General features: G+C 39.9%; 14 protein-coding genes. 5 read left to right on the forward strand and 9 right to left on the reverse strand.

Going from position 1 to position 14,068, the window contains the following annotated elements:
* The 3 genes from ABTP35_RS01130 to ABTP35_RS01140 all read left to right on the forward strand — a co-directional run bounded on the left by ABTP35_RS01130 (position 1) and on the right by ABTP35_RS01140 (position 2,461).
* Entirely contained in the window at positions 1 to 756 is a 756-nt protein-coding gene (locus ABTP35_RS01130) for a DeoR/GlpR family DNA-binding transcription regulator (RefSeq protein WP_288978871.1), read from the forward strand.
* 199 nt (positions 757 to 955) lie between these two features.
* A complete protein-coding gene (locus ABTP35_RS01135) occupies positions 956 to 1,216 on the forward strand; it encodes a hypothetical protein (RefSeq protein WP_293294710.1) in 261 nt (86 codons plus the stop codon).
* A gap of 249 nt (positions 1,217 to 1,465) precedes the next feature.
* Positions 1,466 to 2,461, forward strand: coding sequence for an IS110 family transposase (locus ABTP35_RS01140; RefSeq protein WP_293294709.1), 996 nt, complete (start codon positions 1,466 to 1,468; stop codon positions 2,459 to 2,461).
* 324 nt (positions 2,462 to 2,785) lie between these two features.
* Here the strand turns inward: ABTP35_RS01140 and ABTP35_RS01145 are convergent, their stop codons facing one another.
* Complete coding sequence (locus tag ABTP35_RS01145) at positions 2,786 to 3,235, reverse strand: JAB domain-containing protein (protein WP_293294708.1); 450 nt, start codon at positions 3,233 to 3,235, stop codon at positions 2,786 to 2,788.
* 65 nt (positions 3,236 to 3,300) lie between these two features.
* The gene (locus ABTP35_RS01150) at positions 3,301 to 3,642 is read right to left on the reverse strand and encodes a single-stranded DNA-binding protein (RefSeq protein ID WP_293294707.1); all 342 of its coding nucleotides are present in this window, start codon (positions 3,640 to 3,642) and stop codon (positions 3,301 to 3,303) included.
* Between the two features lie 685 nt (positions 3,643 to 4,327).
* Between ABTP35_RS01150 and ABTP35_RS01155 the strand changes: the two genes are divergently transcribed.
* Positions 4,328 to 5,893: a Fic family protein gene (locus ABTP35_RS01155; protein WP_375334388.1), complete on the forward strand. Its 1,566-nt coding sequence runs from the start codon at positions 4,328 to 4,330 to the stop codon at positions 5,891 to 5,893.
* A gap of 30 nt (positions 5,894 to 5,923) precedes the next feature.
* On the opposite strand, the gene ABTP35_RS01160 is transcribed toward ABTP35_RS01155, so the two are convergent.
* From ABTP35_RS01160 to ABTP35_RS01170, 3 genes are all read right to left on the reverse strand, one after another.
* Positions 5,924 to 7,210, reverse strand: coding sequence for a site-specific integrase (locus tag ABTP35_RS01160; protein WP_375334389.1), 1,287 nt, complete (start codon positions 7,208 to 7,210; stop codon positions 5,924 to 5,926).
* 505 nt (positions 7,211 to 7,715) lie between these two features.
* Positions 7,716 to 8,735 (reverse strand): hypothetical protein, encoded by a 1,020-nt coding sequence (locus ABTP35_RS01165; RefSeq protein ID WP_375334390.1) that lies wholly within the window; start codon positions 8,733 to 8,735, stop codon positions 7,716 to 7,718.
* Positions 8,725 to 9,687: a hypothetical protein gene (locus ABTP35_RS01170; protein ID WP_375334391.1), complete on the reverse strand. Its 963-nt coding sequence runs from the start codon at positions 9,685 to 9,687 to the stop codon at positions 8,725 to 8,727. The genes ABTP35_RS01165 and ABTP35_RS01170 overlap by 11 nt, the downstream gene beginning before the upstream one ends.
* 648 nt (positions 9,688 to 10,335) lie before the next feature.
* Here ABTP35_RS01170 and ABTP35_RS01175 point away from each other — a divergent pair.
* Entirely contained in the window at positions 10,336 to 10,557 is a 222-nt protein-coding gene (locus ABTP35_RS01175) for a recombinase family protein (RefSeq protein ID WP_207037025.1), read from the forward strand.
* Here ABTP35_RS01175 and ABTP35_RS01180 read toward each other — a convergent pair.
* The 4 genes from ABTP35_RS01180 to ABTP35_RS01195 form a co-directional block, all read right to left on the reverse strand.
* Entirely contained in the window at positions 10,450 to 11,124 is a 675-nt protein-coding gene (locus tag ABTP35_RS01180) for a bifunctional 4-hydroxy-2-oxoglutarate aldolase/2-dehydro-3-deoxy-phosphogluconate aldolase (protein WP_207036996.1), read from the reverse strand. The two genes, ABTP35_RS01175 and ABTP35_RS01180, sit on opposite strands and share 108 nt — an antisense overlap.
* 74 nt (positions 11,125 to 11,198) lie before the next feature.
* Complete coding sequence (locus ABTP35_RS01185; RefSeq protein ID WP_375334392.1) at positions 11,199 to 12,245, reverse strand: PfkB family carbohydrate kinase; 1,047 nt, start codon at positions 12,243 to 12,245, stop codon at positions 11,199 to 11,201.
* A gap of 133 nt (positions 12,246 to 12,378) precedes the next feature.
* Complete coding sequence (locus tag ABTP35_RS01190) at positions 12,379 to 13,215, reverse strand: alpha/beta hydrolase (RefSeq protein ID WP_207037000.1); 837 nt, start codon at positions 13,213 to 13,215, stop codon at positions 12,379 to 12,381.
* A 93-nt stretch (positions 13,216 to 13,308) separates the two neighbouring features.
* Positions 13,309 to 14,064, reverse strand: a complete 756-nt coding sequence (locus tag ABTP35_RS01195) for an SDR family NAD(P)-dependent oxidoreductase (protein ID WP_207037002.1) — start codon at positions 14,062 to 14,064, stop codon at positions 13,309 to 13,311.
* Between the last annotated feature and the right edge of the window lie 4 nt (positions 14,065 to 14,068).

A 14,068-nucleotide genomic window follows, 5' to 3' on the forward strand; every position in this document is an offset into this window, starting at 1 on the left:
ATGAACAAGACGGAACGACATCAATTCATACTGACCGAAGTTCACCTGCACAATAGGGTAGTTTTGGCCGATCTGGCCAATATGCTCAACGTGTCCATTGATACCGTTCGACGAGATATCAAGGAACTTGATTCCGCCAAAAAGCTGAAAAAGGTACATGGGGGCGCTTTATCGAATGGCTTCAATGCCTATTCTGACCGTTCCACTGATATTTATGAACTGGACAGTAAGGTTTCCATTGCCCAAAAGGCGGTTTCCCTGATCAAGGAAGGGGATGTCGTGTTGATCAGTGGTGGGTCCACCCATTTGGAACTTGTTAAATTGATTCCGAAGAAGTTGTCGCTTACGTTTTTTACGCCCAGTCTTTCCATGGCCATTGAACTATCCCAACGGTTGCCCATATATCATGAGATTTTTCTAATTGGAGGGAAACTTTCCCGAAGCTCACAATTGACCATTGGAGGTGGATCTATCAATTTACTTTCGGAAATCGAAGCAGATATCTGTTTCTTGGGAACAGGGTACTTGGACGCAAAAAAAGGGATTACGGAAGTGGATTGGGAAATTGCACAAATGAAAAAAGCTATGATCAAGACCTCCAAAAAGGTGGTTTCACTATGTATCTCCCCGAAACTGAACACGTCCAACCGCTACAAAATCTGCGATATTGGTAATCTGGACACCTTGATTACTGAACTGGATCCCAACTCTTCTGTTTTGGACGCCTATCGTATTAGGAGCCTAAAACTATTATAAAACCGTCTTAGGTTTCATAAGGGTACTTGTTCCCTGCTAATTTTTTGAGTTCATAATCCTGCCCATTTCTGATTCCCATTGGTAAAAATCTGTCCTTACAATTCGTCCGATTAAACTTTCTTGGTTGAGTTCTTGCTATTCCCTTAGTTTAGCGATGGCCATTTGCATAGAGCTTTCTTTTAAGATTATAGTCATTTAAATGACCGTTGTCTTTCACTCGGGAATACCCTCGATGACCGTAAGTGGCCACCGACCGATAAAGGAGGATTACGCGCAAGGAAAGTCCAGGACTTATGCTTTTCAAATCCTTTTATCGGTCTTCTCTGAACAGGATCAGATGGAAATTCAGGCTTCAAGGCCTATTGTCCAGGGTTTCGATACAGGTTCAGATATCCCCTTGGTATGGAACCGGTCCTTTATGACACGTCCCAGTACCAGAACATATATCGCTGTCCATTGAGAGGGACCCGGGTATTGCCTATCTTGGGACTTCATTGATATTGGACGGCAACCAGACCGATAAAGACGTATTAATTGCTTTTCAAAGTTCAGGACTTATAAGGAAGGATTAAATGCTTTATCGGTCATCTTCTGGGCCCGCATCATATGGAAATTCAGGCTTGAAGGCCTATTATCAGGGATTAGATAATCGTTCAGTTGTCGGTTGTACTCTAATTCATGGATCTCTCATTTTTTAAACTTTTTTATCATGGAAAAATCTGACTTCAAGTATTTTGTTGGCGTGGACATATCCAAAAAGTCCTTTGACATCGCCATTATCGAAGGGGACGACACGTCCTCGTTCGTGTTCGACAATTCACAAAAGGGCACCAGGGCGTTCATAAGGCTGCTCAAGAACAGGGACATACCCTTGGAAAGCACCCTGATCTGTCTGGAACATACCGGGATATACGGTAGGCCGTTGATCGCAAGGCTGTTGGAAAAACAGGCCAATTTCTGCGTCGAGATGTCGTTGAGGATTATCCGTAGCCTGGGGATACAACGCGGCAAGAACGATAGGCTTGACGCCATCCGGATCGCACGGTACGCCGCCAAGAACCACAACGAGGTCGAACTGTACAGGCCGTTACCGGAGATCCTGGAAAAGGTCAATGCCCTGCTCAAGGTAAGGGACCAACTGGTCAGGTTCAGGGCCGACCTGGGCAAGCACCCCAATGAACTCAAGACCTTTGACCCGAAACTTGGGAAGCTGGTCCAAAGGCACATCAAAAAGACCACCAAGTGCCTCAATGACGAGATACACCGCATAGAGGGCGAGATAGAGGCCCTTGTGCTCTCCGATGAAAGGCTGAACACCACGGTGCGACTGGCGACGTCCGTTACGGGGATAGGTCTGTTCACGGCTCTATACTTCACCATCTTCACCAATTTTTTCACCAGGTATGAAAATCCCAAACAGCTTGCCTGCTACTGCGGCGTTGTGCCCTTCGAGCACACATCCGGTTCCAGTATACAGAAACGCTCCAGGGTGCACCATATGGCCAACAAGATGATGAAAAAGCAATTGCACATGTGCGCACTTGCGGCTGTCAGGCACGATCCCGACCTGAAGGCCTACTATGAAAGAAAGGCAGAGGAGGGAAAGAACAAAATGTTGGTCCTCAACAATGTCCGAAACAAGCTTGTCCTTAGGGTCTGTGCCGTGGTAAAACGGCAAAGCCCCTATCAAAAAAACGTGGCTTGAGACCAATATCATTATTTTAATCACTTTATTCATTTTTGCCTTGTTTTTAACATGGAAATCCTTTTTGTGCGGAAGCACAAAAATGAATCGCACAACATGGTTTCAAAAACCAGCTGCATTTTTAGGTAAAAGTCAAATCGAATGGCGTACGGACTTTAGGAAAGTCAAATCATTTTGCCGTACTTTTTAATTGCTGTATAACAACGAATTAAATATATGAAAATTAAGCTGTTGAACATAGAAAAACCCAATCATTATGATTGGGTTTCTTTGGTGTCATTTGATGGCTCCTAACCGTTAAAATTGACATCTTTTGTCCGCAGTTCACATCAGCCCATTATCAGCAAAGCTGTAATATCGACCATCGGGTGCCAGGATGATATGGTCCAATACCTTGACATCAAACAACAAAGCGGCCTGTTGGATTTTTTTGGTCAACTGCTTATCGGCTTCACTTGCCCTTAACTGGCCAGATGGATGATTATGGGACAATATTATACCTACGGACAAAGTTTTTAAAATTATGGCAAAGAGAATACGCATATCTACCAAGGTTCCCGTGATCCCACCAATGGACAAAGGATAAATCCCTTTGACTTTGTTGGATTGGTTGAGCAATAGAATTTTGAAGCATTCGTTCAATCCTATGGTATCGGCATCCCAAGTTTTGAAGAGCAACTGAGCCACATCATTGGAATTGGTAATGGAGTTCGATTGCAGGGTACTTAGTTTCTCCCTGTAGCTTATCTGTATTTCATTGACTAGCTGTTCCATGTCTTTAGTTTTCAAGTGCTGAAAAAGAAAAGGTTCCAAAGAGAATCCCTTTGGAACCCCATCTATCAATCATTGGTGCCTCCCAACAAAAGAATTTCACTGGCCACTATCTCGGTCACATAACGCTTGTTCCCTTCCTTGTCCTCATAGGAACGGGAGGTCAATTTCCCTTCGATGGCAATCTCCTTGCCCTTGGTCACGAACCCTTCGATAATATCGGCAAGTTTTCCCCAACCGATGACGGTGTGCCAATCGGTGTTGGTGATGCGCTCACCTTCGGAGTTCTTGTAGTGTTCATTGGTTGCCATGGTCAAGCGTGCCACACGTTTTCCTTTGTCAAGATCTGTGATTACGGGATCTTGTCCCACATTTCCGATCAACTGCACTTTGTTTCTTAATGTACTCATAATAAAAAGCTTTAAATGATTAATAATTCCCCTATTATTTTTCGGTTTTTGTTCCCCAAATTTTAAGGGGCGTTTGTTTGCTTCTTACGTGCGCAGCACAATAAAAGAAGGGGGTTCTGTCAAGGCTTTTGGACAGAAATCGGGAGGCTCTGCGACGTAGCAAAACCTTGAGGTTTTCAAGGAAGTGGAATCCCTATTTATGGACAAAACAGAGCAAGGCCTTGACAGGTTCAATAAGGGCCATAGGGATTCCTTCAGACCCGATGCCAAGTGAGCGTACGGAAAGTTAAGCGAGTGCAGGCGTTGTGGTCCTGATTGGAAGTTCTTGGGCACTGCCCTGTTTTTCGATGAACCGAAAAACAACCAGGGCTTCTTTTATTACAGACCCCTTAAAATTTGCCGGTAGAAACAATACATGTATATCCTACCAAAGCAAAGCCCCAAGAAGGATTTGCAAAGGGAGGATGCTAGTACATGTATTGGTTCTACTTCCATAAATATGACCCTTTCAAAAAGATCAGAGCAATCGTATTATTTCTTGATTTTTTACAATAGTATTTACAAACGACGTAGGTTCAAACATCTTCGTGCGTGCGCCCACTTTTTATACAACCATTAAATTTGCGCCTATTTTTATTGTACTGCACTCATATTTAATATAACTTGCGCCTATATTTTTTAAACAATGATAAAAAGCGCCCACTTTTCATTTATTGCGCCCGTTTTTAACGGTGTGGTTCTTCCAGAAGAAGGTATCATCTCCGGCTATGCAGCCATTATACATAAGCTGGGGCTTCCTGTCCCATTGCCAATGCCATTTACAGTCGTCAGTTTAAAAACTAAACGAATCAAGGACAAAAGCTTCTCTTATCTTCCGAAGAGCTATGAAGTGGATGATTCCCGTGAGCTCTCCGAAGTAGAGGCATTATATAGACACCTTGTTTTTGCCCTTAAATATGAAGGCGTAAACCTATTGACGTTCAGTGCTCTTACAAAGCATTATAGCGAAGAGGAACTGACTCAATTAATCAGTATCGAGCCAACCGGGCAATATTCAAGAAGGATATGGTTTTTAGTGGAATGGTTGATGCAAAGAGAACTTTCAGGTATTTCAGACCTAAGTAAAAAGAGCTATGTGGATGTTCTTGATACAAAGCAACAATTTGGGATAAAAGGAATTCGATCGCCAAGACAAATGGTCAATAATAACTTGCCTGGAACCGTTGACTTCTGTCCATTGATACGAAGAACTGCATTGTTGGAGCAATATATCAATGAAAACCTCTCCTACAAAAACAGCACCTATCTCAAGGGCATACGGAAAAGCATCCTACAACGGGCAGCTGCATTTTTATTATTAAAGGATTCAAAGGCATCCTTCACCATCGAAGGCGAAAGTCCAAAAAGTAAACGTGCCGCACGTTGGGGACAAGCTATCGGGCAAGCAGGGATGAAAGATCTAAGTCATAATGAATTTGAACGACTACAACAACTGGTTATAGAAAACTCACGTTTTATTGAAATGGGATATCGGAAAAAGGGCGGTTTTATAGGAGAACGGGACAAGGATACCTTTTCTCCGGTTCCAGATCATATCTCAGCCAAACATGAGAATATCCAAAATCTTATGACAGGGTTATTGGAAACCAACCAAAAACTATTGGATAACGAAATGGATGCAGTACTTGCTGCTGCCAGTATTGCATTTGGCTTTGTCTTTATCCATCCATTCGCTGATGGAAATGGGAGAATACATCGTTATTTGATCCATCATGTTTTGGCAAAAAAGCAATTTTCGGAACAGGGATTGATCTTCCCAGTTTCCGCATCTATTCTAAACCATATTGGGGATTATCAAAAAGTATTGGAGGGGTATTCCATGCCTTTATTGGATTTCATTGATTGGAAAGAAACAAGTGACCATAATGTGGAAGTCACAAACGAAACAATAGATTACTATCGTTATTTTGATGTAACCCCACAAGCAGAGTTTTTATATTCTTGTGTCGAGGATACCATTGAGAACATTATTCCAAATGAAGTTAACTATCTCGGCAAATATGAAGAGTTTAAATATTACATTGACAACACCTACGAGATGCCCGATGATATGGTATCGTTATTGGTCCGATTTTTGGAACAAAACGATGGCTCTTTGTCAAAAAGAGCCAAAAAGAAAGAGTTTGTCCAACTAAGTGAAAATGAAATTAAGAATATCGAATACCAATATAACCTTATTTTCAATTCTTAAAAAAAGTGCTTTAGGAATCAACATTGGATCTTATCGAACAATTCGAAGACCTGGGCCTTTAAAATAACCTTGACTCCGGTTTTTGACTTCTTGAGGGTTTTCTCCTAACAATTCTTTTAATTGTGCCATATCCTTGCTTATTTTTTTCTCTACCACACGGGCATACTTTTGAGTTGTTGGAAGTTTGGTGTGCCCCAATAATTTGGAAACAGTCTCGATGGGAACATTGTTCATAAGGGTAATGGTTGTGGCAAATGTATGTCTTGCCACATGGAAGGTAAGATGCTTGTTGATATTTGCTTTTTTAGCAATGATCTTGAGATATTTGTTCACTTTTTGATTCGAATATACTGGAAGCAATGCGCCGGTTTTTTGATGAAATTCCTCATATTTATCCATAATTCTTTTTGCGTCATTCAACAGGGGCACTTTGACTTGGGTCTTTGTTTTTTGGCGTCGAACATCAATCCACAAGTCCCCGTCAACACCCGATATGATGTTTTCGGGTTTAAGTTGCTTGACTTCAATATAACTAAGCCCGGTATAGCAAGAGAAGATGAAGACATCACGGACGAATTTTTCACCTGGTTCATTTAATGCAACTAGCTTGAGCGCTTCAATTTCTCCTTCCTCCAAAAAATCACTATCATAATCATCCATTTTAACGGTATAAAGCTTAAAAGGATTCCTAGAAATACAATCTAACTTATGGGCCATTGTGATTAATTTCTTAAACCTTTGCATGTGCTTCATGATTCCATTATTATTCAACCGGATGGATTTGCAAATGGGGTCACAATTTCTTAGGTAATTTTCGAATTCGATTAAAAAAGCATAGTCTATTGAGGCCAGTCCAATATCGGGTACACCATACTTGGTCGTTACAAAGCGTTTAAGATATGTTTCTGTAGCCGAATAATTCTTGGTCGTTCCCTTAGCCAGTTTGGGCATCTCATGGATACGGTGGTATTCAAACAAATCCTTGATGGTTAGCATCACCTTATCCTTGCCTAAATATCTAAGTTTGATGACATGCGCCGTGATAAAACTTCCTTCTGCGCACAATTGCCGGTGACATTCCAAAATTTTGGCACGGATGTCGTCCAAATATTTGTTTACACTTTGTGCTTCATTGGTGCGATGGTCGATTTTACCCAAAATAGGACACCATCGTTCTTCAAATGTTGTTCTATGGACACTGATGTCTGAATTTTTACCCTTGTATCTTATACGTACATAAATGGGTACTCTACCATCTTTTTTTATTCCCGACTTTTTCAGCCAAAAGCTGATACTGAATGCATTGGAGTTGTTCATGTGTAATCGCTTTAAATGAAACATTGGATGAAGCGAAAGTCAAACCACACGAAAAATCAATTCAGGATACACAAATTAAGAAATTTTTCCCGACAAAATAGGACACTCTATAGGACATCCTCATGGATGGTTTCAGATGGTAACAAAAAAAACCAGAAAATATTAATTTCCTGGTTTTTAATTAATTATGGTTTTGTATACACTAACAAAACTATGGTTCGTCGGGATGACTGAATCATCGACGAAATCTTATGTGTTTGAAAATCATTGTTTTACAACTGCGATCTTGAAGGTATTCCCGTTAAGAACACGGAAAGCAAAAAACAACTTTTGAACACAAATTTCATGTGCTTATGATAACTTAAAGATACAATAAATTCTGTTTGAAAAAATTTTACTGCTGGACTAAATAGGAAAGGCGCAGAGCTATTAGAAAATTTACCGTTATGCATTCAAAAAACGAATTATTTGTACTATGAATTCCATTAAACCCTTATAAAGGTGATTAGTCATAGTACTTTATTGATCTCTCCCCTGCTCTATATAACTCATCATTCCAGTAAACCTTATATTCAGTCCAATTATTGTATTCATCGTAATTATAATATTCATAGCTAAAAACCACACCCCGATTATCAATTATTTTTGAAATATAACCAAGACTGTCAGATTCAATAAAATAATCCCTGGATAAATCGTATTGTTTGTTAAGTATATCATTTGAATGGTACTCTTCGTAATACTTGGTCTGACTTTTCATAATATAATTTCGCGCAACTATTGATGCTCTTGAATTCGGTTTCAAATTGTACTTTTCAGTCTTCTTTAATAGAAGAGAATCTGTAAAATCGTCACTTACCAAAGTAATCAATGTATCCCTTTGCCTTCGATCAATCCCTACAATTATTTCATTTATTATTTTCTCTAAATTTCCATCGTTATAAAGATATTTTTGCTTTTTTATCAATTTAAAATTTTCGTTGAACAGAAGTCTATCCCATTTTTCTTCGTATGGATTATCTGTTTTATGTACTAAACTAGGAGTGAATTCATAATACCTTCTTTCAATCAATTTATCATTATCTTCTTCAAACACCCATGCCACATTTCGCAACCAAGAATGTTGGGATAAACTCGATTCATAAACAACTGTTTTATTTTCATTGTATTTATACTCTCTTAGTTGCCTGTACATTGTATCCTTATTGTAAAACAATAAGTATTTTTTCATCCTACCGATTGAATCAAAATCTATTCTATAGCAGTTTCCAATCCTGTCATTCATTGTTTTAGGCTCCAAGCCCCAGTATTTGTTCTCTACATTGCCTTCAAAAACGAATTTGTTATAAGTCCATTGCTCAACTGATTTGACATTGCCATTTAGAATTTGATCAAAAACTCGCTCACTGACACCAAATCTTGTTTTGTTAAAATTCTGTTTAGTTGGCATCCAGCAAATGAATGAAATAAATAACAGGATAGGAATTATATGAGATATGAGATCTTGTTTAATCCTATTTTTCATAATATGTGATTTTTCGTTCACCAATTAAGAAAGGCTCCTTTTTCCCATTAATAATTTTAAAAGCAGTTAGACTTGTCCAATTCCCTTGTTCATCAAAGTCTTTATATTCAAACTCCGCTCTTTGGCCATTAATTGCCGAAATAGTACAGTATCCATCTATATTAAATTCTTCGTAACCTTCAGGTTTGTATTCTTTTCGCTTTAGTTGACCGTTGGGATAATATATTCTAGAATAAATTTGACCTCCAATATTGGCCTCAAATGGTCTGTTATTTTCATCTACAGCATAAAAATCATCCCTAATCAATTTGTTGCCATCATATTCCAAATGATAGATATATTCAATTTGCTTCGTTTCCTTTCTTGTTAATGACCGATAAGATTTTGAATAATAATTAACCTTTTTGATTCTTTTCTTAACGTTTTCTTTGTCATCATAAATCAATTTAGTGCTTGATTTAAGAACCATCGTATCGATCTTTTTGCTGAAATCTCTTATATTCTCGAATTCTTCAACTACACTTAAGAGTCCTCTATTATCATATTGGTTCCGAAAAGCTTTCTGTGGTGTTATGCTGTCCGGTAGACCAAATTCTAAACGATTTACGACTCTATTGTCAATATACTCCCAATTTATCAATGAATTAGGGTAGTACCCGAGAATCCATTGACCATATTCTTTTGATAATAGTCCTTGGGGATTGACGAAGCCTCTATATCCCATACCCGCATAAGAACTTCTTTCATTTGTATTTAATTTCTTGCCTTTTATTACGTTTCCATTATCATCAACAATCGGCAAATAAGAATTGTATTCATACGTTTTGACTGCTCCTTTTAAAATTTCCGTTCTATACTCACCTCTTGGTATTTTGATTTCTAAATCCTGTGTTTGAGACAAACATGAAATATTAATTAAAAATAAAACCAGAATTAATGTCTTTCTCAGCATTTGTGGTCTACTATATTTTTGAATAGAACTATTTTATGAAATGAAAATTTGTTATACCATCACTTCTAATCATCCCAAAATAACGTGTTTTTTCCTACATTGAAAAATTACTAAAGTTAATATGATAACCCGATTCCTAAGATTAGAATGAACTCAACGAAGCTTATTAGGGTATTCAATATTAATAATGTGTTTTTTGCAATCACTTTAGTAAATAGAAATTAAAAAAGGCTGAAGAAGGATAATCGTGGCAGTTTTAACCAATTCTTTGAAACCCCTTATGTTTCCAGAGATTTTTCTTGACCATCCAAAAAAGGACACCCTATAGGACACCCTCGTGTGATTTTTGGACTTTCAATAATAAATATAGTGATCTACGGGTTAATCGACTCAAATCTCATTTTAATTGAAAACAAAAGATAAAAAATCAACCATATACTTGGTTCAATATTAGAAGAAAAACATCGCTTTATTGAACTTTTAAAATTATGTTATGGTTTTTTGATAAGCACGAGTGTAAACCATTGAACAAAGTTTGAACCTTAAATTGAATGACCTCTGAAAGGGAAGAATTTCACATAAGAATATCTATCTGGATAAAGTTTCGAATACCAAAGAAGTACGGAAGAGCTAAGGCCTGCTTTTAAAATATGTGAGGAAGGAGATACTATTGTTGTCTATAAGCTAGACCGAATAGACAGAAGTCTTTCGCATTTGACCAAACTTATTGAGTATTTTGAAATGAAGGAAAACCCATTCAATTCACAAACCCCTTCTGATAGTTCCTATAGTCTCCAAAGTGGTTTTTACCTTGTTTTCCAATGCAGCATAATCCCCGTTGACCAAGATATCTTTGGAAATCAATTTTGAACCCATGCCCACACAGCTTACCCCTGCCTCGAACCAAGCCCGTAGGTTTGTCTCTTCCGTACTGACCCCTCCTGTGGGCATAACACTTGTCCATGGCTGGGGTCCTTTGATTGCTTTCACAAAACCCGGACCATAGGTGGACCCAGGAAAAAGTTTAATGACCTCACATCCCAATTCTTCCGCCCTGTTGATTTCGGTTAACGTACCGCAGCCTGGCGACCAAAGTACTTTTTTGCGATTACAGACTATCGCGATATCCTCCCTCAATGATGGGGTGACAATAAAATTAGCCCCCATTTGCATGTACAGTGAGGCCGAGGCTGCATCGGTAATGGATCCAACCCCCATAATCATACCCGGAAGTTCCTCCAATGCATATTTGTTCAACTCCGAGAACACTTCAAAGGCAAAATCGCCACGCGCGGTAAATTCCATCAACCGGGCCCCACCATCATAGCATGCCATGAGCACCTTCTTACCCACTGCTATATCGGAATGATAAAACAAAGGAACCATTCCCGTTTCTTGCATCATCAGTACTACTTCCAATCTTGTATACCTTGCCATAACCTTTTGTTTTTAACCATGGGGCCGAATCATCCGGCCCCATGTGATTAAAAAAACTAAACCAACCCGACCATCTATCGGGACACTCTTCCAGAAGCATCACCCCCCATTAACTTTTCAACTTCTGCAACGGTGGCCAAATTGGCATCCCCTTTTATGGTATGCTTCAAACAGGAGGCCGCCACGGCAAAGTCCAAGCCTTTTTGGTCCTCCTCTGGCCAGTTCATTAAACCATAGATAAGTCCTCCCATAAAGGAGTCTCCCCCACCGACACGATCTACGATGTGCGTGATCTGGTATTCTCGGGAGGTGTACATGGTACTTCCATCGTACAGTACACCCGCCCATGTGTTGTGCGAGGCTGACAAGGAGCCACGTAGGGTCGTGATGACCTTTTTGGCATTTGGAAATCTTTTCATCATCTGTTGGCAAACCGATAGAAAAGCATCGGCCTTTACATGTTCTCCCTGCGTGGTAATATCCAGTCCCTCTGGTTTGATACCGAAGTGTTTTTCCGCGTCCTCTTCGTTGCCCAAAACAATATCACAATAGGAAGTAAGTTCTGACATAATCTCCTCTCGTTTGGCATCATCGCAGTATTTCCAAAGCTTGGCACGGTAGTTCAGGTCCGTGGATACAGTAACACCGTGTTCTTTTGCGCTTTTTACCGCTTCGATACAGGCATCTGCCGCTCCTTGGGAGATGGCCGGCGTGATCCCCGTCCAGTGGAACCATTCCACATCCTTGAAGACACTGTCCCAATCCACCATCCCGGGACCTATTTCTGCCATGGCGGAGTGTGCCCGATCGTAGACCACCTTGCTACCCCTACTAACCGCACCGGTCTCCAAAAAATAGATGCCCAAGCGATCCCCACCATAAATGATATTGTCGGTACCGACACCACGTTTTCGCATCTCCATCAGGGCACATTCCCCAATATCGTTCTTCGGCAAGCGTGTCACAAAGTCGACGGGCATCCCGTAATTGGCAAGGGATAACGCCACATTCGACTCCCCTCCCCCATAGACCACATCAAAACTGTTGGCCTGTGAGAACCTCAGAAAGCCCGGAGGCGCCAACCTCAACATGATTTCACCAAAGGTCACTACTTTTTTCATTTCTGATTTTTATTTTTAAAGTTTCGTAATAATTATTTTTCAAAAACATTCCTTGTACCTACTACAGCGTAGTGGGACTCATAAAGCCATTAAAACTTGTCATGAAATTAAATCACGAAGGTTTAGTTTAATGTTACAATCCCTGCTCATCTAAAAACTTATGGATTTCCACCATTATCCTTTCTTTATCCTTTTCTTTGAATTTTCCATGTCCTCCTTCAGGTATTGTTATAAACTTTGAATTTACCCCATGAGCTTGTAACTTTTCAAATAGTTTTTGGGACTGGATGTATGGAACAATTGGATCTGCATCCCCATGAACGATAAAAATCGGAGGGCTTTTTGCGTCCACCAAAGTAATGGGAGACAACGATTCTGCAAAAGCAACATTTTCCGATTCAGAACCAAGCCATTTTTTTACGGAAGAGGCAAACATAACCGGCCTTAAATCCGATACACCATACTTGTCTATAATAGCCCTGATTTTGACTGCCTCCCTTTCTCCACAATGGTCATCAAACAAAGAATTATTTTCAGATAAGCCTCCCATTAAGGCCAAATGTCCTCCTGCTGATGCTCCCATAAGAACAATTTTATCAGTATCGATATTCAGTTCTTCCGCATTGCTTATCAAATAGGACATTGCACAGCGAATATCCTCCACAGCTGCTGGTGCCTTGGCTTCGGACTCCAAACGATATTCCACATTTGCCACAGCCATTCCCTTTTTAAAGAAAGAACCAAACCCACGTTGGGATTCCTTTTTGCCATGGTTCCATCCTCCACCGTGTATATTGATGATCACAGGAGTTGGTTCGTCGTTGTTCGTTGGATAGTAAAAATCCAGTTTTCCATTCCACGAAGCAGTTTCGGCATATATGATATCTAATTTTGCTTGATAATTCCGGGGCAGTTCCACTTTCTTAAACTCTTGCCCCTTGCAAGCAAAGGTTACCGTCAGTACTCCCATTAAAATAAGTCTGATACAGTTACAATTTTTAACACTAATGTTTAAAGTCATCATAGAATTGAATATTTACCAGATAGTAGTAGGTTTTTAAAATTAGCTAAAAGCCAACCCTCCATTGATGTCCACATTGTTTCCAGTTATGAATGATGCTTCGGAGGAAGCCAAATAAGCTACCAAATCCGCTACCTCAGACGCATTCCCTTCTCTTTTCAGAGGTGTAGATCCTGCAACTTTTGCACGAACTTCATCCTTAGTAAAATCATCATGAAACTTCGTGGCAATCATTCCGGGGCACAGTGCATTTACCCGTATGCCCTGGGGACCAAATTCTTTGGCCATGGCCCTGGTAAATGTCATAACAGCACCTTTGGATGCGGCATATAAGGATGCTCCAGGACCTCCCCCATCCCTTCCAGCTTGAGAAGCAAAATTGACTATACTACCTCCTTCTACCATCATGGTTTTAAAGGTTTGTGTTACGAAAACGCAAGATTTAAAATTGACATCCATCAAAAGATCATAGAATTTCTCATCGATTTGATCAATGGTTTTCCGTGCAAACAATCCACCTGCTACATTTACCAAAATGTCCACTTTGTCCCCAAAGGCTTCTTTTGTTTTTGATGCCAGATTTTCCAAATCCGACAAACTTGTTGCATCGGCATATACGGCAATGGCATCCCCACCGTTGTTTTTTATCATTTTTACAGTGTCGTTGGCATCGCCCCTGTTTTCAAAATAGTTTACCACCACTTTGGCTCCATTCTTTGCCAGCTTCAACGATACTGCACGGCCGATATCTCTGGCACCTCCAGTAACAACAGCTACTTTTCCTTTTAAATCACTCATTGTT

The organism is Flagellimonas alginilytica (assembly GCF_042134605.1).
Classification (GTDB): domain Bacteria; phylum Bacteroidota; class Bacteroidia; order Flavobacteriales; family Flavobacteriaceae; genus Flagellimonas; species Flagellimonas alginolytica.

Excerpts from the sequence above, each read along its gene's own strand:
- ABTP35_RS01130 (WP_288978871.1), top strand. The coding sequence starts at position 1 with ATGAACAAGACGGAACGACATCAATTCATACTGACCGAAGTTCACCTG.
- ABTP35_RS01135 (WP_293294710.1), top strand. The coding sequence starts at position 956 with ATGACCGTTGTCTTTCACTCGGGAATACCCTCGATGACCGTAAGTGGC.
- ABTP35_RS01140 (WP_293294709.1), top strand. The coding sequence starts at position 1,466 with ATGGAAAAATCTGACTTCAAGTATTTTGTTGGCGTGGACATATCCAAA.
- ABTP35_RS01145 (WP_293294708.1), bottom strand. The coding sequence starts at position 3,235 with ATGGAACAGCTAGTCAATGAAATACAGATAAGCTACAGGGAGAAACTA.
- ABTP35_RS01150 (WP_293294707.1), bottom strand. The coding sequence starts at position 3,642 with ATGAGTACATTAAGAAACAAAGTGCAGTTGATCGGAAATGTGGGACAA.
- ABTP35_RS01155 (WP_375334388.1), top strand. The coding sequence starts at position 4,328 with ATGATAAAAAGCGCCCACTTTTCATTTATTGCGCCCGTTTTTAACGGT.
- ABTP35_RS01160 (WP_375334389.1), bottom strand. The coding sequence starts at position 7,210 with ATGAACAACTCCAATGCATTCAGTATCAGCTTTTGGCTGAAAAAGTCG.
- ABTP35_RS01165 (WP_375334390.1), bottom strand. The coding sequence starts at position 8,735 with ATGAAAAATAGGATTAAACAAGATCTCATATCTCATATAATTCCTATC.
- ABTP35_RS01170 (WP_375334391.1), bottom strand. The coding sequence starts at position 9,687 with ATGCTGAGAAAGACATTAATTCTGGTTTTATTTTTAATTAATATTTCA.
- ABTP35_RS01180 (WP_207036996.1), bottom strand. The coding sequence starts at position 11,124 with ATGGCAAGGTATACAAGATTGGAAGTAGTACTGATGATGCAAGAAACG.
- ABTP35_RS01185 (WP_375334392.1), bottom strand. The coding sequence starts at position 12,245 with ATGAAAAAAGTAGTGACCTTTGGTGAAATCATGTTGAGGTTGGCGCCT.
- ABTP35_RS01190 (WP_207037000.1), bottom strand. The coding sequence starts at position 13,215 with ATGGGAGTACTGACGGTAACCTTTGCTTGCAAGGGGCAAGAGTTTAAG.
- ABTP35_RS01195 (WP_207037002.1), bottom strand. The coding sequence starts at position 14,064 with ATGAGTGATTTAAAAGGAAAAGTAGCTGTTGTTACTGGAGGTGCCAGA.